Source organism: Weissella paramesenteroides (assembly GCF_051903945.1).
Lineage (GTDB): Bacteria > Bacillota > Bacilli > Lactobacillales > Lactobacillaceae > Weissella > Weissella paramesenteroides_A.
The window spans coordinates 384,595-401,504 of the sequence record NZ_CP192268.1; the positions used below are offsets into that span (position 1 = coordinate 384,595).

At 38.3% G+C, this 16,910-nt stretch carries 16 protein-coding genes and 1 tRNA gene; 13 read left to right on the forward strand and 4 right to left on the reverse strand.

All coding sequences use genetic code 11. The features are described 5' to 3' along the window. Nucleotides 1–3: 3 nt before the first annotated feature. Entirely contained in the window at nt 4–684 is a 681-nt protein-coding gene (locus tag ACQ4QH_RS01785; RefSeq protein WP_439819077.1) for a hypothetical protein, read from the forward strand. Nucleotides 685–711: 27 nt separating this feature from the next. Further along, nucleotides 712–1,176, forward strand: a complete 465-nt coding sequence (locus tag ACQ4QH_RS01790) for an ASCH domain-containing protein (protein WP_439819078.1) — start codon at nt 712–714, stop codon at nt 1,174–1,176. 151 nt (nt 1,177–1,327) lie between these two features. Here the strand turns inward: ACQ4QH_RS01790 and ACQ4QH_RS01795 are convergent, their stop codons facing one another. The 3 genes from ACQ4QH_RS01795 to ACQ4QH_RS01805 form a co-directional block, all read right to left on the reverse strand. Beyond that, the gene (locus tag ACQ4QH_RS01795) at nt 1,328–2,224 is read right to left on the reverse strand and encodes an IS3 family transposase (RefSeq protein WP_439819491.1); all 897 of its coding nucleotides are present in this window, start codon (nt 2,222–2,224) and stop codon (nt 1,328–1,330) included. Next, nucleotides 2,179–2,685 carry a helix-turn-helix domain-containing protein gene (locus ACQ4QH_RS01800; RefSeq protein ID WP_439818706.1) on the reverse strand — a complete coding sequence of 169 codons (507 nt, stop codon included), beginning with the start codon at nt 2,683–2,685 and terminating at the stop codon, nt 2,179–2,181. Before ACQ4QH_RS01800 ends, ACQ4QH_RS01795 begins: the two co-directional genes overlap by 46 nt. 91 nt (nt 2,686–2,776) lie before the next feature. Beyond that, nucleotides 2,777–3,817, reverse strand: a complete 1,041-nt coding sequence (locus tag ACQ4QH_RS01805; protein ID WP_439819079.1) for an AI-2E family transporter — start codon at nt 3,815–3,817, stop codon at nt 2,777–2,779. A gap of 409 nt (nt 3,818–4,226) precedes the next feature. Between ACQ4QH_RS01805 and ACQ4QH_RS01810 the strand changes: the two genes are divergently transcribed. The 6 genes from ACQ4QH_RS01810 to ACQ4QH_RS01835 all read left to right on the forward strand — a co-directional run bounded on the left by ACQ4QH_RS01810 (nt 4,227) and on the right by ACQ4QH_RS01835 (nt 11,693). Continuing rightward, nucleotides 4,227–5,330: a BMP family lipoprotein gene (locus ACQ4QH_RS01810; RefSeq protein ID WP_439819080.1), complete on the forward strand. Its 1,104-nt coding sequence runs from the start codon at nt 4,227–4,229 to the stop codon at nt 5,328–5,330. A gap of 316 nt (nt 5,331–5,646) precedes the next feature. Next, a complete protein-coding gene (locus ACQ4QH_RS01815) occupies nt 5,647–6,726 on the forward strand; it encodes a BMP family lipoprotein (RefSeq protein WP_439819081.1) in 1,080 nt (359 codons plus the stop codon). A gap of 217 nt (nt 6,727–6,943) precedes the next feature. After that, a complete protein-coding gene (locus ACQ4QH_RS01820) occupies nt 6,944–8,494 on the forward strand; it encodes an ABC transporter ATP-binding protein (protein WP_439819082.1) in 1,551 nt (516 codons plus the stop codon). A 4-nt stretch (nt 8,495–8,498) separates the two neighbouring features. After that, complete coding sequence (locus ACQ4QH_RS01825) at nt 8,499–9,617, forward strand: ABC transporter permease (RefSeq protein ID WP_439819083.1); 1,119 nt, start codon at nt 8,499–8,501, stop codon at nt 9,615–9,617. A gap of 2 nt (nt 9,618–9,619) precedes the next feature. Continuing rightward, nucleotides 9,620–10,576, forward strand: coding sequence for an ABC transporter permease (locus tag ACQ4QH_RS01830; protein ID WP_439819084.1), 957 nt, complete (start codon nt 9,620–9,622; stop codon nt 10,574–10,576). A 307-nt stretch (nt 10,577–10,883) separates the two neighbouring features. Further along, nucleotides 10,884–11,693 (forward strand): Cof-type HAD-IIB family hydrolase, encoded by an 810-nt coding sequence (locus tag ACQ4QH_RS01835; RefSeq protein WP_439819493.1) that lies wholly within the window; start codon nt 10,884–10,886, stop codon nt 11,691–11,693. Nucleotides 11,694–11,751: 58 nt separating this feature from the next. Here ACQ4QH_RS01835 and ACQ4QH_RS01840 read toward each other — a convergent pair whose 3' ends face one another. Next, nucleotides 11,752–13,119, reverse strand: a complete 1,368-nt coding sequence (locus tag ACQ4QH_RS01840; RefSeq protein WP_439819085.1) for a UDP-N-acetylmuramoyl-tripeptide--D-alanyl-D-alanine ligase — start codon at nt 13,117–13,119, stop codon at nt 11,752–11,754. A 179-nt stretch (nt 13,120–13,298) separates the two neighbouring features. Between ACQ4QH_RS01840 and ACQ4QH_RS01845 the strand changes: the two genes are divergently transcribed. From ACQ4QH_RS01845 to ACQ4QH_RS01865, 5 genes are all read left to right on the forward strand, one after another. Next, a complete protein-coding gene (locus ACQ4QH_RS01845) occupies nt 13,299–14,279 on the forward strand; it encodes a rod shape-determining protein (RefSeq protein WP_439819086.1) in 981 nt (326 codons plus the stop codon). Nucleotides 14,280–14,290: 11 nt separating this feature from the next. Next, a complete protein-coding gene (locus tag ACQ4QH_RS01850) occupies nt 14,291–14,500 on the forward strand; it encodes a DUF2969 family protein (protein ID WP_002828628.1) in 210 nt (69 codons plus the stop codon). Between the two features lie 34 nt (nt 14,501–14,534). Continuing rightward, nucleotides 14,535–15,719 carry an FtsW/RodA/SpoVE family cell cycle protein gene (locus ACQ4QH_RS01855; RefSeq protein WP_439819087.1) on the forward strand — a complete coding sequence of 395 codons (1,185 nt, stop codon included), beginning with the start codon at nt 14,535–14,537 and terminating at the stop codon, nt 15,717–15,719. 129 nt (nt 15,720–15,848) lie between these two features. After that, complete coding sequence (proC, locus tag ACQ4QH_RS01860) at nt 15,849–16,640, forward strand: pyrroline-5-carboxylate reductase (protein WP_439819088.1); 792 nt, start codon at nt 15,849–15,851, stop codon at nt 16,638–16,640. 84 nt (nt 16,641–16,724) lie between these two features. After that, nucleotides 16,725–16,796 (forward strand) — tRNA-Glu (locus tag ACQ4QH_RS01865). The last annotated feature ends 114 nt before the right edge of the window (nt 16,797–16,910 follow it).

A 16,910-nucleotide genomic window follows, 5' to 3' on the forward strand; every position in this document is an offset into this window, starting at 1 on the left:
TGTATGGCTAAGAGAAAAAATAAGAGTAAGAGTTGGGGTGTGTTTTTCATTACGATGGGTTTTATTGTGTTTCAGCTATTGAATATTTTCTTTAGTATGGCCTATTCTGAAGCTTTTTATGTTGTTTTTACAGGAAAATCAACCATTAATACGAATGTTAACTTTGAAGGAATGCCTGAACCCGGATCAGTTGCACTATTCTTTCCGTTATATACCTTAATGCGAACGTTTGGCTACAAAGTGTGTCACTGGTTGGGCTATCATGCGGATGCAGAACTAGACAGTACCTTAGTACCACCAACATTATTTGAAGGTGGGATAGCATTTGTTATACCAGTTTTCACAAAAACAGCGGTACGGTATAAGCAAAAATTTAACCAAAGAAGTCGCTTCTTTCAAATTATATTTTACCTAGGATTCGCATTGTATACTTGGGCGATTTGTTATTTTGGTATGCAATTAAGTTACTTTATTTTTAAACAAAAGCCATATATGCCAGGAATAATTCCATTCTTTGTAACGGCGATGGCGATCATGGGTCTAGAGTGGTCGTTAACGCGGTCCTATTACAAAGCTTTTCCAAAATTATTTAAACTAGACGTCTTGATGATTGAGCATGGGCAACCAGTACTAGGACATTTTACTGCTAATCAGAAAGTACAACTAAAAATGAAACATCACTAATAAGAAGTATAACTAGGAGATTTTAATATGCAAAATACAGAGATTGAAACTTACTGGCAAGAATTTTGTCGGGTTAGTCATTTAGACCCATCAACACCGTATTCAGCTTGGGCATACGGATATACTGTTGAACTAGCTAATGAATTAGCAGAACTAACTGTTACAGGCGTAAAAACGGCAACGACTTCAGCTGCTGAACTTTATGAATTGGGTGAACCTAAGCCTTATGTCGGTGAATATAATATTATTTTAAACGGTGACAAACAGCCTGTTTGTATTACACAAACCACGGTTGTAGAAACGATACCCTATAATTTAGTGTCTGCAGAACACGCCTATCATGAAGGCGAGGGTGATCGCTCATTAAGTTATTGGCGCGAGGTTCATGAAAAATTTTTCAAGTCTGAATATGCGCAGATGGGAAAGCAATTCCATGAAAAAATACCTTGTGTTTGTGAAGTATTCAAAGTCGTTTATAATGGTGTTAATTAATGGAATAGGAATAAAGTAAAAAGACGTTGATTTGGCACATACCATTCAACGTCTTTTTTATAATTAAAAAAATTAACAGTGGAAGTTGGGACAAAAAATGCCTTAATTATTGAGGCGTACCCAAAAAGTTAAAGTAAAATATTTTAGCTGATTAAGCGGCCATTTGTCGGTATTCTACCGGTGAGTGGCCGTTTAATTTTACTTGAATTCGTGTGTTGTTGTAATACAGTATCCAATTGTTAATTGCGTCAATCAACTCTTTTGCCGATGAATAATTGTTCAATGGGCCAATTTCGACCTTCAATTTATTAAAGAAACTTTCCATAACCGCATTGTCTAGAGCGGTCGCGCGACGCGACATGCTTTGGATGATGCGGTTTTTCTTCAGCGTCTTACGCCATGATCTGTGCCGATATTGCCAACCTTGATCAGTGTGAATGGTTGTTCGATAAGAAAGTTCTGGCATTCGCTCTACGAGCTGATTAAGCGGTTGTAGGGTAAATTCGAGATTCGGACGGGTGCTAATTGAATGTGTAAGAATCTCGTTGTTGTACATATCTAGGATTGGTTCTAAATATACTTTTTCTCCAGTGGCCGGAACTTTAAACTCCGTGACGTCACTAGATAGTTTTTGTAATGGTCGATCAGTCTTGAAACGACGGTGAATCTTGTTCTTCACTCGTTTCCCTTCAGGACCCTTAGATGAATCATACTTACGCGATTGCTTGTTATACCCAACGCCTTTTAACCCCATCTCATGCATGTGTCGTTGGATCTTCTTGTGATTTACCTTTGCGAACTCAGGTTGCTTTCGCAACTCTAAATAAACTCGACGCACACCATAGTGATTATCCGCTTCCCAAATCGTCCTGATAGCCACGCGAAGTGGCTCATCGGGGTCTTCCTTTTTAAACTTTCGTTTCCAGTAGTGTACTGTACTTTCTGCAATCGGAAGAACCTTTAGAATATCTACTAGTTTAAATTGCGCCTCGAGTCGGCAAGCTACTTCTGAGATTTGTCGGTTCGTTGCTGAATCGAGGCTAATAATTTTAACGCTTCATTTTCAATCTTCAATCGAAGAACTTCGTCTTCGAGTTGAGCGAGTTGATTTTCTTGATCCGTCAACGGTTTATCTGACTTAGGCTTCTTGTTAGGCATTTTAGGTTTTCGTCCTTTTTGTATAGACAATAACCCATTTGGCCCAAGTTTGGAATATATCTCTTTCCACTTTACTATTTGAGCGGTGCCTACATAGCCAAATTTAGCTGCAACTTCAGTATTCGAAGCGTTATTTCTGATTGCCCACGAAGCTAATTCAACTCGAAATTTTCCAGTTGGTTTTGGAGGATTAAATAACACGTCAGATCCGTGTGTTTTATACGCCTCTAACAGCATCTTGAAACTCGTATAGTGTATGCCATAACGTTTAGCAACTTCTTGTTTACTTTTGTTCCCTGAAAAATATTCCAGGATTGCCTCAAGTTTTGTTTGTTTTGATATCTTAGTCATAAAGAAAAACCCCGAAAGTTACTTTAACTTTCGGGGTACGCCTCATATAAACCTGTCAGTTTTATAGCATCAATGTGGTCCAAAACGACCTTTATCTCGTTTTCTCTTCTAACGAATGCTTCGATATTGAGGCTTCTTGCACACCCAGAAGATTGAGAATAAAGGCGACAATTGGCACACCAATAATTAGTCCCCAAGCGCCTAAGAGATGCTCCATCACGATAATTGTTGCAAAGGTTAGGAAAATTGGTAGCTCAGTGCGCGTAGCCATTAATCTTGGATGCAAGAAGTATGACTCAAATAGATGGATAACGGCTACTAAAATCCAAACTTCGATCATACCAGTCCAACCAAGTGCTGCAAACGAGATGACACTTAGTGGAATTAATGAAAGTAGCACACCAGCAATTGGAATCAAACCAAGAATAAAAATCAGCAAAGCCATGACCAAAATGCTTGGAACCCTTAAGAAACTAAGACCGATAGCCATTAGTATTGTATTAATAAAGGCAATAATCATCTGGACTTCAATGACACTTCCTAAAATTAAAACAAAGGTGCTAGTTAGTTCATAGACATTGGTAAAGAATTTTGGATAATTTGAGTGAATGAACTGTGTACCGAAAATCCGTAATCTTTGCCATGAGATGGCAAAGATGAAACTAAGAAAAATTGACAGTAACACTTTAGAAAGGACACTGCCGATGACATTGAGCGTATCCCAACCACTTTCGAGCAGGCTCTTCCAGTTTTTTGTGAGTTCATTTAACAAATCAAGGTTTTGATAAGTGTCATTTAGATACTTTTTGATATCGGGGAAATTTTTGACGACTTTCATAACTTCGTCAGGAATAACAGCAAATTGTTTAACTAAGGTTGGTACGATAAACGTAAAAGCCATAACAAAAACAACGATACTAACAATAAAGAAGATTAACACTGAAAAACCATAGGGAATTTTCGTCCAACGATTAATTTTACTTGCGATTTTGACAGCTAAATAGCTAAAAATGGTTGTTAATAATACAATACTGATTAAATCACGAATGATATACAAAACAATCAAAATGAAAATTAAAGCAATTAATTTCTGGACATCACTTCGTTTAAATATTTCTTTAAAATTTGCCACACACACTCCCTCGCTTACTCTTCTTATAAGGATTGCCTTAATTATAGAACTAATTTAATTATAGGCATAGTTATTTTAAAAAGGATAAGCGGAATATTAATCGCTTTGTAAAAAAATCAGTCACTAAAACAATAGTGACTAAAGATGTTATAAAAATCAATTCGCTTAGTAACATAGTGTTAGGTTGGGTGATAGCTGGTAAACGACCGTACAAGTTGTGAATTAATTGTAAAAATTGTTCGCTTATAAAGTGAAAAAACCTTTTATACAGGTATGTTACGGTGTTTGATGTTTTAAATAACGAAAAAATTGCTTGAAAAAATGACCTCGGTAACCGTATAATTTGAAGAGTGATAAATTAAAAAACAACAGAATGTTACCTTCAAACGGTTAAGAAAGTGGGCAAAGTATGGTTTCACGTCGATTAAAAATAATAGGTGGTGTCGCAACAGTCGTTGTCATTGGTGGAGTTGCTTATGGGATGTTAAGTTCTTCAAATTCTTCTACTAAGAAGAATTATACGGTAGCAATGGTAACGGATGTTGGTGGTATCGATGATAAGTCATTTAACCAATCAGCATGGGAAGGATTACAGTCATGGGGCAAGGAGCATGATTTAAAAAAGGGTAGTGATGGATATAATTACTTACAATCTAAATCACAAGCAGATTTCTCACCCAACTTCCAACAAGCAGTGCAAGGTAAATATGATTTGATTGCTGGCATTGGTTACTCTTTGCATAACGCAACTGTTTCATCAGCTAAAAAAAATCCAAAGACGGACTATGTTTTAGTTGATGACATTGATCAAAAAAAGACTAAGAATGTTGTTTCGGTCATGTTTCGTTCTGAACAGTCTTCATATCTAGCTGGTGTTGCTGCAGCGACTAAAGCAAAAGCATTGCATCAAAGTACTGTGGGGTTTGTTGGTGGTATGCACAGTAATATTATTGATGCGTTTGAAGCTGGGTACACTGCAGGTGTAAAATCCGTCGATAAAAATTTGGCCGTTGATGTGCAATATGCTAATTCATTTGGTGACGCCGCAAAAGGGCAAACGATTACCGATGCGATGATGGCTAAGGGTGAAAAGGTTATTTTCCAGGCGGCTGGTGCAACTGGTAATGGTGTCTTTACGGCTGCAAAAGATAATAACCAGGACTTGATGGCCGATTCAAAGGATAAAGTATGGGTCATTGGGGTTGATATGGATCAATCTAATATGGGAACTTATCAAACAAAGGATGGTAAAAAAGATAATTTCACTTTGACTTCATCAATCACTGGTGTCGGACGTGGGCTACATCTTATTGCGAATAAAGCGATGAAGAATCAGTTCCCAGGAGGTAAAATTGTTGCTTATGGACTAAAAGAAGGCGGTGTTTCTGTACCGACAAAGAACTTAAATAGTGATGAGAAAAAGGCTGTCTTGCAGGCAAAAAAGGCAATTATTAAAGGTGATATTAAAGTACCAGCCCATCCAGCTAACTCAAAGTTCAAGCAGACGTTCTAAATATTGTTACTTAATTGTAACTTAAAAAAATAACGAATAGTCGCAGAGAAATATTATCTAGTAATGGTCTTTAAAACGTTTTATAACAAATGTTTTAAAGATCATTTTATTGATTGTTCGTATTTAAAACAAAACCAGTATCAAAAAATACATAAAACGTTTTACTTAATTTGATGATTCTACTAGCTTGTATATTGCAAATAATGTAGCTAAAGGCTATAATATTCAAGGAAATTAGCGATATAAACAATGTTAACCTATTGTTAACTAATAAGTATTTGTAATTTAGAAGAACGAAAATTAAGGAGAACGGAACATGGTTTCACGTCGTAATTTGGTGATTGGTGGCGTAGTTGTCATCATTGTCGCTGGTGTAGGTGCAACGTTGGTTCAAAATAAGCACACAAGTACCAATAAGAAAGATTTTTCAGTTGCGATGATAACTGATGTTGGTGGTGTCGATGACCGATCATTTAATCAATCTGCCTGGAAAGGTGTGACGGATTGGGGGAAAGCACATCACTTACAAAAGGGAAAGAATGGTTACGATTATTTTGCCTCTAAAACTAATGCAGACTTTGCCCCAAACTTTCAACAAGGTGTTTCAGCAAATTATGATTTGTTAATTGGAGTTGGTTATGCAACCAATGATGCTTTAGTCGAGTCAGCCGAAAAAAATAAAAACACAAAATATGTTTTGATTGATGATCAGGCCAAAAAGCCGTTGAAAAACGTCGCATCAATGATGTTTAAACAACATGAGGCGTCTTACTTAGCGGGTGTTGCCGCAGCGACCAAGGCACAAGAATTGGGTGACAAGAAGGTTGGTTTCATTGGTGGTATGAGTTCAGCAACTATTAAAGCCTTTCAGGCAGGATATATTGCGGGTGTTAAATCTGTTGATCCCAATATGACAGTTGACTCGCAATTTATCGAGTCATTTACGGATACTGCAAAGTCAAAGACAATTGCAGATGCCATGTATACATCTGGATCACATATTATTTTTCAGGCTGCGGGTCCTGCCGGTAATGCTGTCTTTACGTCTGCTAAGGATATTGACACGAAGTTAACTGATGATGATAAGCATAAGGCTTGGGTAATTGGCGTTGATATGGATCAAAAGACGCAGGGAGATTACAAAACTAAGGATGGTAAATCATCGAATCTAACGTTAGCTTCAGCGGTTAAAAAGATTCCAAGCTCAGTTGTTAAACTTGCGAACCAAGCGATGAAGGGGCATTTCCCTGGGGGCAAGACAGTGACGTTTGGCTTAAACAATGGTGGCGTTGGGCTAACAACTGACAACTTAGATAGTAAAGAAAAACAAGCAGTTCAAAAGGCTAAGACTGCTGTGAAATCTGGGGATGTCACAGTTCCAAGTAAAATGAAGTAAAATATAATAGGTGTTAATATTTGGGGAAGTGGAACGATTAACGTTCGGCTTTTTCTGCTGTTATTATGCATTTTAATATTAATTTATGACAAAATTGTTAAAAGACGAAGTATATTTAGATGAACACTAGAAATGTGTAAAAATAATCTGTAAAATAACGTTTATATGTTGAGTTTTATAGAGAAGCAAGTGAAAGATTTTTTCAGGGAGAGAGAATATGGCAGATGAGCCAATTGTGTTAGAAATGCACAATATAGTTAAGCAATTTGGCGAGTTTCGTGCAAATGACGAAATTAATCTGCAAGTAAGACGTGGTCAAATTCATGCGTTACTTGGAGAAAATGGTGCAGGAAAGTCAACCTTAATGAATCAATTATCTGGTTTATTACAACCGACATCTGGTGATATTTTAATTAATGGTAAAAAGATTACAGTAGATAGTCCAGCTAAGGCAGCGGAACTAGGAATTGGTATGGTGCATCAGCATTTTATGTTGATGGATGCTTTTACGGTCACTGAAAATATTATTTTAGGTTCTGAACCAGTTAATGGTGTGAAATTAAATATAAAAAAAGCTAGCCAAGATATTAAAAAATTATCTGAACAATACAGACTAGATGTTAATCCGGATGCATTAGCAGGTGATATTTCTGTTGGTATGCAACAACGTGTTGAAATTTTAAAAACATTGTACCGTGGTGCAGATATTTTAATTTTTGATGAGCCGACTGCAGTCCTAACACCTCAAGAAATTGATGAATTAATGGATATTATGCGACATCTTGCTGAAGAGGGTAAGTCAATTATTTTAATTACACACAAATTGGACGAGATTAAGGCAGTAGCTGATCAAGTGACAGTTATTCGTCGTGGAAAATCAATTGACTCTTTCCCGGTAGCAGGTGTGTCATCACAGGAATTAGCAGATATCATGGTTGGACGGTCTGTTTCTTTATATGCGACGGAGAAAACCCCAGCACAACCTAAAGATACCGTTCTTTCATTAGAACATTTAACCGTTAGGGATAGCCGTGGGTTAACTGCGGTAAAGGATTTAAGCCTTGATATTCATGCGGGTGAAGTTGTTGGTATTGCTGGTATTGATGGTAATGGCCAATCCGAATTGATTTCAGCAATTACCGGTCTACTGCCTATCACATCAGGTAAGGTCACGCTAAATGGTAAGAACTTAACAAATAAAAAACCTCGTCAGATTACTGAAGCGGGGGTCTCTCATATTCCAGAGGATCGACAACGCTTCGGATTAGAGTTAGAGATGACATTGGCGGAGAATATCGCATTACAAACTTACTATAAGCGGCCACTTTCAAAATATGGCGTCTTGGATTACGAAGCTATCAATAAACATGCACGTGAATTGATTGCGAAATTTGATGTGCGTACAGTGAATGAGCTAGTGACGGCAGGCTCATTATCAGGTGGTAACCAACAAAAAGCAATTATTGCACGTGAATTAGACCGTAATGCCGATTTTATTATTGCTGCACAACCAACACGTGGACTAGATGTTGGTGCAATCGAATATATTCATCAACAGTTAATTTATCAACGTGATGCGAATAAAGCAGTGATGTTAGTTAGCTTTGAATTGGATGAAATTTTGAATGTTGCTGATCGTATTGCCGTTATTTCACATGGCGAAATAACTGGTATTGTGAATGCAAACGAAACAACGAAGAATGAGCTTGGTTTGTTGATGGCTGGAATGTCATTAGACGATGCTCGAGCACAATTAGCAGGAGAATGATCTCGTGAATAAAATTAATTCATATAGTACTGGTCTCGTCGCTGGCTTGGCTGTGTTCTTTGGTTTGATGGTCGGTGCGGTCATCATGCTGATATCAGGATTTAACCCCGTTACGGGCTATATCAGTTTACTTCAGTCAGCGCTGGGATCTTCTTTAAACATTGGTGAAGTATTGCGGGCAATGACCCCTTTGATTTTGACAGCTGCTGGATTTTTGGTAGCCCAAGCTGCTGGATTCTTTAACATTGGACTTTCAGGACAAGTTTGGGTTGGTTGGATTGCATCGACTTGGTTTGTATTGGCCAATCAAGGGATGAATCCTTGGATTTTAATTCCGGTTGCGGTAATTATTGGTGCGCTTGGTGGTGCCGTTATGGGGTATATCCCTGGATGGTTACGGGCACAGTTTGGCGCTTCTGAAGTTATTACAACAATTATGTTAAATTACATCGCTTTATATGGTGGTAATGCGATTGTCCAAGGATTGCCTAATAAACTGATGGCTACGACAGATATGACCAAGACTTTGGGTAATTCGGATTCACTCCGTTGGGATTTCTTATCGAACTTAACTGGTGGCTCACGACTAAACATTGGCTTCATTATTGCAGTTGTCGCACTATTTGCCATTTGGTTTATCATGAAACGCACAACTTTGGGATTTGAAATTCGAGCAGTCGGACTAAATCCTAATGCTGCTCGCTATGCGGGTATGTCAGCTAAGCGCAATGCGATTACAGCGATGACAATCTCTGGTACGTTAGCCGGTTTAGCAGGTGCAACAGAAGGGTTGGGAACCTATCTAAATATCTTCTCACAATCTGCAGCACCACAAGTTGGTTATGATGGGATGGCGGTTGCGCTATTAGCATCAGGGTCATTCCTAGGAATTGTCTTTGCTGCATTCCTGTTCTCAGTTCTATCAGTTGGTGGGTTAGGTATGCCATTAGCGACAGGTGTGCCTACTGAATTGGTTTCAGTTGTGACAGCTTCGATCATCTTCTTCATTGGTGCAAATTATTTGATTCGTTTGATTTTGGTTAAGTTAGATGAAGACGATTCAAAGGATAAAGGTAAGAAGAAAAAGAAAACAACAAAAGCTAATCAAAAGGAGGCAAAGTAATCATGAGTGTGGAAACAATTTTACAATTAGTGATTTCAAGTACACTAGTTTACTCAGCACCTTTGATTTTTACTGCTTTGGGCGGTACTTTTTCAGAACGTGCGGGTGTCGTTAACGTTGGTTTGGAAGGAACCATGATTATGGGAGCCTTTGCAGGTGTTGTCTTTAACTTAACTTTTGCAGATCAGTTTGGTAGTGTGACGCCTTGGTTAGGGTTAATTGCTGGTGGCATTATTGGGTTAATTTTCTCACTGATACACGCAGTGGCAACTGTTACCTTACGTGCGGATCATATTGTTTCAGGTACGGTTATGAATTTGATGGCACCAGCTCTTGGTGTGTATATCATTAAATTAATGTATGGTAAGGGCCAAACTTCAATGATTTCACAAAACTTTGGTTACTGGAATGTACCAGGTTTAAGCAAGATTCCATTTATTGGCCCTGTTTTGTTTACAAAAACATCATCAACTGCTTGGGTAGCTATTTTGATCGCATTTGTTGCATCGTGGGTATTATTCAATACCCGTTTTGGGTTGCGTCTGCGTTCTGTAGGTGAAAATCCACAGGCAGCTGATACATTAGGACTGAAAGTATACACGTTACGTTATTCAGGTGTGCTGATTTCAGGTGTGCTTGGTGGCATTGGTGGTGCATTATTTGCACAATCAATTGCTGGTAACTTTTCTGCATCAACCATTGTTGGCCAAGGTTATATGTCGATGGCAGCGATGATTTTTGGTCGTTGGAATCCAATTGGTGCGATGGGAGCGGCGCTATTCTTCGGTTTCTCACAATCGATGGCGATTGTCGGGGCACAATTACCAGTTATTGACCAAATTCCAGCGGTCTACTTACAAGTTGCGCCTTATGTGTTAACTATTTTGGTCTTAGTTATCTTCTTTGCTAAGTCAAAGGCGCCCGCAGCAGATGGTGTTAATTACATAAAATCTGTTTAAAAATTATCAATAATTAAAAGACAAAAAAAGAGCGAGACAAAAGTTGTTTTGAAGCCGGTGTGACACGTGATTTGCGTCATTTTGGCCGTAGCAAAGCGCAGGACACCCATGGCGTAAATTGCGTTACAGTGAGGCTTCAGACTTTTGGAACGCGTTTATGCTATAAAAATTACAGGCGTATAATTAATACAATTTTAGCAAGAAGAGTTTGGAACATTTCAGTTGTCCCAAGCTCTTTTCTTGCTAAAAAATGTTTTTTCGATTACTGGTATAATGAATGTATCAATAATTAAAAGGATGGCTAATGATGATTACAACAATTGCGCTTGATCTTGATAATACATTATTAAATTCAGCTAAAGAAATTTCAGAGGAAAATGAACGAGTTTTAAAACAATTGCACAAAATGGGCAAGCGCATTGTTTTATGTACGGGACGTCCAATTCAAGGCATTCAGAAGTTATTAACACAGTTGGAATTGTTTGAATCAACAGATTATGCCATTACATTTAATGGTGGTTTAATTCAACATAATCAAACACAGCATATTCTAGCGCAGACAACAATCAGCAAACAAGAAGTGGCTGCTTTATATCATGACGCGCAGAACAGGCATTATCCAATTGATGTGATTGGGGCAGAGCAGGTCTATTCATTAATCACACTAGGAAAGTCTGATTATGAATCAACAATGGGGGCAGTTTTACCATTTGCGAATATTTCATTTGAAGACCTGCCAGCCGATCGAGCATTTGGTAAAGCGGTGTGTGCAGCACCAGCAGAAGTCGTTCAACGTGTTCGCAAAGAAATGCCTGATGAATTAAATGATTTATTGCATATTGTTCCTTCGCGTGCCGAGTTGTTGGAATTTTTGCCAAATAATGTCAATAAGGCACGGGGATTAACACAATTGATGGCACATTTTGGTGAAACATTGGATAATGTGATGACGTTTGGGGATGAAGAAAATGATTTTGAGATGATTGCACAAGCCGGAGTTGGTGTTGCAATGGGGAATGCGATTCCGCAGATTAAGAAAGTGGCAAAGGCCGAAACATTAACGAACAATGAAGATGGTGTTGCTGTGTACTTAAAGCAATATTTTAATTTGGCATAACAAAAAATCAGTTAGAAATTTTTATACATAATTTCTAACTGATTTTTATATAGAGTGGTTATTTTTTTAATTGATTGACAATATTTTCTAGATGCACACCATGTGAGCCTTTTAGCATAATCGTATCGTCAGGAGTTAGGTCAGCAAGTAGATCCCGCAATAGACTTTCGGGATCATCAATCGCATATCGTTTTACTGTACCAGTTGGATAAATGGGCTGTAGGGCCTCTTCAAGTGACTGGATTTCTTCACCAACTAAATAAACATGGGCAATTTTTGCCGGGTTCAAGTTTTCCATAAGGCTAGCATGCAATGCTGGTGATGCAACGCCTAACTGTAGCATATCACCTAAGACGGCAATGCGCTTTCCTTGAGTTGGCGTGTCCGCAAAGAAATGGAGTACTTCTTTTGCAGCAGTTGGGTTAGAATTATAAACATCAGAAAGAATTTTACCGCCAAATTGACCATCTAACCACTCAGTACGATTTTCTGTAATTGGCGCCTCAGCTAAGGCTTGGGCAATCTTTTCATCTGAAATGTGTAACAAGTGTCCAACGGTAATCGCAGAAAGGGCGTTTGTCACATTATAGCGGCCGGTCATTGGAATAGTGAAGCGTTGTGCACTTTGATTGGTTTTAAAACTGGCTTGTACAGGGGTCATGTCAATCTCGCTGGCAAATAGATCATTTGTACTATTTAATCCGAATGAATCATGCAATAAATGAGCATGTTGACCAACTCGTTCAAGTAATAATGGTTCATCCCCATTAAAGACCAGGTGCCCATTCGCCTTTAAGCCGTTGATGATTTCCATTTTGCCATCAGCGATACGCTCACGAGTTTTGAAGAATTCAATATGGGCTTCACCAATCATTGTTAGTAAAGCAATATCTGGCTTTACTAGCTTTGATAAGAAAGTTAAGTCGCCCGGATGATCCATTCCAATTTCAATCACTAGCAGTTCAGTGTCATTAGGCATAGAAAGAATAGTCTGTGGGACACCAATTTCATTATTGAAATTTTCAGGAGTTTTGACAGTTTTGTAACTTGTTTGTCCGATCGCAGCAATAAAATCTTTGGTTGTGGTTTTACCGTTTGAACCAGAGACTGCCACAACTAGAGGATCAACTTGGGATAGGTAGTGACTAGCTAGTTGTTGATAGGCTGCAAGTGTGTTAGGCACAATAATGACTGGCAGATGATTAGGCACATCTTGATGATCAGCTTGCCATAAAGCAACGGTTGCACCATTACTTTCAGCCGCGTCAACGTAATTATGTCCATCATTATCAGCTACCAAAGGTATAAAGAGACCACCAGGTTTTACTTGGCGAGAATCAAATGCGGTGCTCGTAACAGCGACATCTGCTTCATTTTGAATTGGCGCGTTTAAAATCGTCGCCATTTCTCGTAGAGTTAGCTTCATTATCCTAATTTCCTTTGCGAATGTTTTTCTTTTATTTTACCTTGTTCAATAAGGTCCGGCAAACAAAGATAACGGATACGGATTTTTCAAGATTTTTTCGTGTGTATGGTTTATACTATTAAAGATGGTAATTAGAAATTTGAACGAGCTTGCTCGATAAAAAATAAGAGGTGAATTTCATGGCCAAAGAAATCGGCGTTGATTTAGGAACGGCAAATGTGCTGATTTATGTTGATGGGGAAGGAATTATTTTAAATGAACCATCTGTCGTGGCGATTGATACAAAAACAGAAAAGATTTTAGCCGTTGGAACAGAAGCTTATCAAATGGTTGGACGTACACCGGGAAATATTAGGGCAGTGCGTCCATTAAAAGATGGCGTTATTTCTGATTTTGATATGACGGAGGCAATGTTGTCTCGATTTATGTCAAAATTAAATGTTAAAGGTGTTATGTCACGACCAAATATTATGGTTTGTGCACCAACAAACATCACAAGTATTGAACGTAAAGCTATTATCGGTGCAGCCGAAAAATCTGGTGGTGGTAAGGTTTATTTAGAGTATGAACCAAAAGTAGCTGCGGTTGGTGCTGGATTGGATATTTTTTCACCCATTGCGTCGATGGTAATTGATATGGGTGGTGGTACAACTGATATTGCTGTACTTTCACTAGGTGATATCGTGACTTCAGAGTCCATTCGAATTGCTGGTGATAAAATGAACGCGGATATTTCAAACATGGTTAAAAATGATCATGGTCTGATGATTGGTGAACGTACATCTGAACAAATAAAGATTCAGATTGGTACAGCAACACCACTAGATGAACCAGAAGAAATGGAAGTTCGTGGTCGTGATAGTTTTACTGGTATGCCACGAACAGTTACGTTAAATGCTAATGAAGTTGAAGAGGCAATGCATGACACACTAACACAGATTGTGACAGCAGCACACGCAGTATTGGCCCGAATTCAACCGGAATTAGCCTCAGATATTATCGACCGAGGTATTGTGCTAACAGGTGGTGGTGCATTATTACGAGGTGTTGATAAATTGATTGCGCAACATTTGGGTGTACCGGTTATGATTTCAGAAAAACCATTAGATAATGTCGCTAAGGGAGCAGGTATGTTGCTTGCTCACATGCACGCAAATTAAGGAAGGTAAATATGGCACGAAAAAATAAACCAGTTGCTGTTGAAATTAATGAGCTAGATGATAGCATTTCAGAAGTTATGATTAACAAGGTGACATTAGGAACAGTTGACGAGAAAAATTCACCACTTGTTGTGACGTTTGCTGATGGACATCAAACAACAGCAGATAATTTTGATGATGCAGTTGCAAGTTTACTTGCAGAATTTAACTTGCATCACTAGTTAGTTGAATAAACCAATAAATAAAGGGGGAAACATGCTCAAACGTTTTTTCTCAAAAGATGGTGGTGAAATAGATTGGTCAATTATTTTCGTTGTCATGATGTTAGCGCTGATTGGTTTAGCGTCGTTGTATGTCGCTGGAACCCATGATGCTAGCGTTAATGTGACGCGAATGGTATTGCTACAATTAGCTTATTATGTCGTTGGTATCATTGGTGTCATGATTATCATGCAGTTTGATTCTGAACAGTTATGGCGAATCGCACCATATGCTTTTGCGGTTGGTATGGTACTAATGATTGCAGTGCTATTTTTCTATTCAAAATCTTATTATGCTAGTACTGGTGGAAAATGGTTTGCTATTGGCCCAATCACTTTTCAGCCAGCTGAGATTATGAAGCCAGCTTTCATTATTATGTTAGCTAGGATAATTACCGATCACAATATTTCAAATCCTAACCACACCATGAGATCAGATTGGCGATTACTATGGAAGATTGTGTTGTGGACTTTACCAGTATTACTTGTAAATGGTAGTGATTTTGGTACTAATTTAGTCTTTATTGCAGTGGTATTCGGTATGACTTTGGTTTCAGGACTATCATGGTTATATCTTGCACCCATTATTGCAATTGTTGGTTCACTAGGTTCTGTCGCTATTTTGTTCGTTACCCAGACTTGGGGACGCCATCTACTTGAACAGGTGGGTTTTAAGGCCTATCAGTTTACACGTATAGATGCCTGGTTGAATCCACAAAATGATACATCAAATGGTGCTTATCAGCTGTGGCAATCAATGAAAGCCATTGGCTCAGGAGGAATTACGGGAACGGGATTTAATGTTTCCCACGTTAATGTTCCTGTCCGTGAGTCTGATATGATTTTTTCAGTAATTGGTGAAAATTTTGGGTTTGTCGGTGGTGTTCTGCTACTGATTCTATACTTTTTGCTCATTTATCAAATTATTCAGGTTGTTTTTGATTCATCAAATCAATTCTATGCATATATCGCAACAGGTGTTGTCATGATGTTATTGTTCCATATTTTTGAAAATATCGGTATGAATATCGGATTGGTACCACTAACTGGAATTCCATTACCATTTATTTCTCAAGGTGGTTCAGCCCTAATTGGAAATATGATTGGTGTTGGGTTGATCATGTCGATGCGATATCATAATAAATCGTTCTCGTTATCTGAACGTGAAGGATTTTCATAAAATAAAAGAGTTAGACAGGTGGTTGTCTATTTTGTGCAATATAGTAAACAAAATTTCAGCCATTCGTCTAGCTCTTTTTTATTGCGGCTATGTTATGATAAACATAATTATTTAAAAAAGAGGTGTCAAATGCTAACTATCGGATTTATTGGTGCAGGTAATATGGCACAAGCCATGATTAAGGGTTGGTCAGGTAATCAGGAAATTCAACAAGTTGTCTATTCACCACATGCTGGTTATAAGGTTGCGGAGCAACTAAACATTGAAGCAAAATCTTCAGCCTTGGAAGTATGGCTAACATCTGATTTGGTTGTATTGGCCACGCCACCGGCACAATTAGAAGCGGTTGCGCGCGAGTTACAACCTGGTATTTTAATTAAGCCAAGTGTAATTGTTGCTTCAGTCTTAGGTGGCATTTCGTTAGACCAGTTACATAAAGCACTAGGTAATACAGTGGTAGTTGCGCGTGCTTTGCCTAACGTTAATGTTGCCGTTAATTATGGTTATACAGCATTGGCATTTGATGATCATGTTGATGCTGACATTAAGGGAGCGGTAGCGGCTTTGTTTTTGGAGTTGGGTCGTACTGACGAATTGACTGAAGAACAATTTGGTATTGCTAGTGCTATCGCGGGTTCCGGCCCAGCATTTGTGGCTGCATTTACGGAGGCCTTAAAAGAAGTCGGAATTGCCAAAGGATTAACTGATGAGGTAGCGGCTAAACTAGCAGAACAAACAGTTGCCGGAACTGCTCGGCATATGACTCAGGAAAAGAAAACACCATTAGACTTAGCTAACGAAGTGATGACTCCTGGTGGATCAACTGCAGCTGGTTTTGATGTATTAACAAAAGGTGGTTTAAACCAATTATTGTTAGATACAATCACAGCAACGATGGTAAAGAATGCGGAATTTGAATAAATTGGAATTTTTATAAAAAAAGCTTGCAAACGTTTGGTGAAGCTGGTATTATTATTTATGTTGTTGAGGCAACAAAGTAATATTGGCTCATTGGTCAAGCGGTTAAGACTCCGGTTTTTCACACCGGCATCCAGGGTTCGACTCCCTGATGAGCTATTTAGTTAAAAGACTGGCAGATTTCTGTCAGTCTTTTTTGTTATATACAGATATACAAAAACAATCAGGAATCACACTGTTCATAACACTATGATAAAATGAAAACAGATAAAA

Bases quoted from the DNA above. Each gene is read 5' to 3' on its own strand.
- ACQ4QH_RS01845 (WP_439819086.1), top strand. From the start codon at position 13,299: ATGGCCAAAGAAATCGGCGTTGATTTAGGAACGGCAAATGTGCTGATT.
- ACQ4QH_RS01810 (WP_439819080.1), top strand. From the start codon at position 4,227: ATGGTTTCACGTCGATTAAAAATAATAGGTGGTGTCGCAACAGTCGTT.
- ACQ4QH_RS01835 (WP_439819493.1), top strand. From the start codon at position 10,884: ATGATTACAACAATTGCGCTTGATCTTGATAATACATTATTAAATTCA.
- ACQ4QH_RS01815 (WP_439819081.1), top strand. From the start codon at position 5,647: ATGGTTTCACGTCGTAATTTGGTGATTGGTGGCGTAGTTGTCATCATT.
- ACQ4QH_RS01820 (WP_439819082.1), top strand. From the start codon at position 6,944: ATGGCAGATGAGCCAATTGTGTTAGAAATGCACAATATAGTTAAGCAA.
- ACQ4QH_RS01800 (WP_439818706.1), bottom strand. From the start codon at position 2,685: ATGACTAAGATATCAAAACAAACAAAACTTGAGGCAATCCTGGAATAT.
- ACQ4QH_RS01830 (WP_439819084.1), top strand. From the start codon at position 9,620: ATGAGTGTGGAAACAATTTTACAATTAGTGATTTCAAGTACACTAGTT.
- ACQ4QH_RS01790 (WP_439819078.1), top strand. From the start codon at position 712: ATGCAAAATACAGAGATTGAAACTTACTGGCAAGAATTTTGTCGGGTT.
- proC (WP_439819088.1), top strand. From the start codon at position 15,849: ATGCTAACTATCGGATTTATTGGTGCAGGTAATATGGCACAAGCCATG.
- ACQ4QH_RS01855 (WP_439819087.1), top strand. From the start codon at position 14,535: ATGCTCAAACGTTTTTTCTCAAAAGATGGTGGTGAAATAGATTGGTCA.
- ACQ4QH_RS01840 (WP_439819085.1), bottom strand. From the start codon at position 13,119: ATGAAGCTAACTCTACGAGAAATGGCGACGATTTTAAACGCGCCAATT.
- ACQ4QH_RS01785 (WP_439819077.1), top strand. From the start codon at position 4: ATGGCTAAGAGAAAAAATAAGAGTAAGAGTTGGGGTGTGTTTTTCATT.
- ACQ4QH_RS01850 (WP_002828628.1), top strand. From the start codon at position 14,291: ATGGCACGAAAAAATAAACCAGTTGCTGTTGAAATTAATGAGCTAGAT.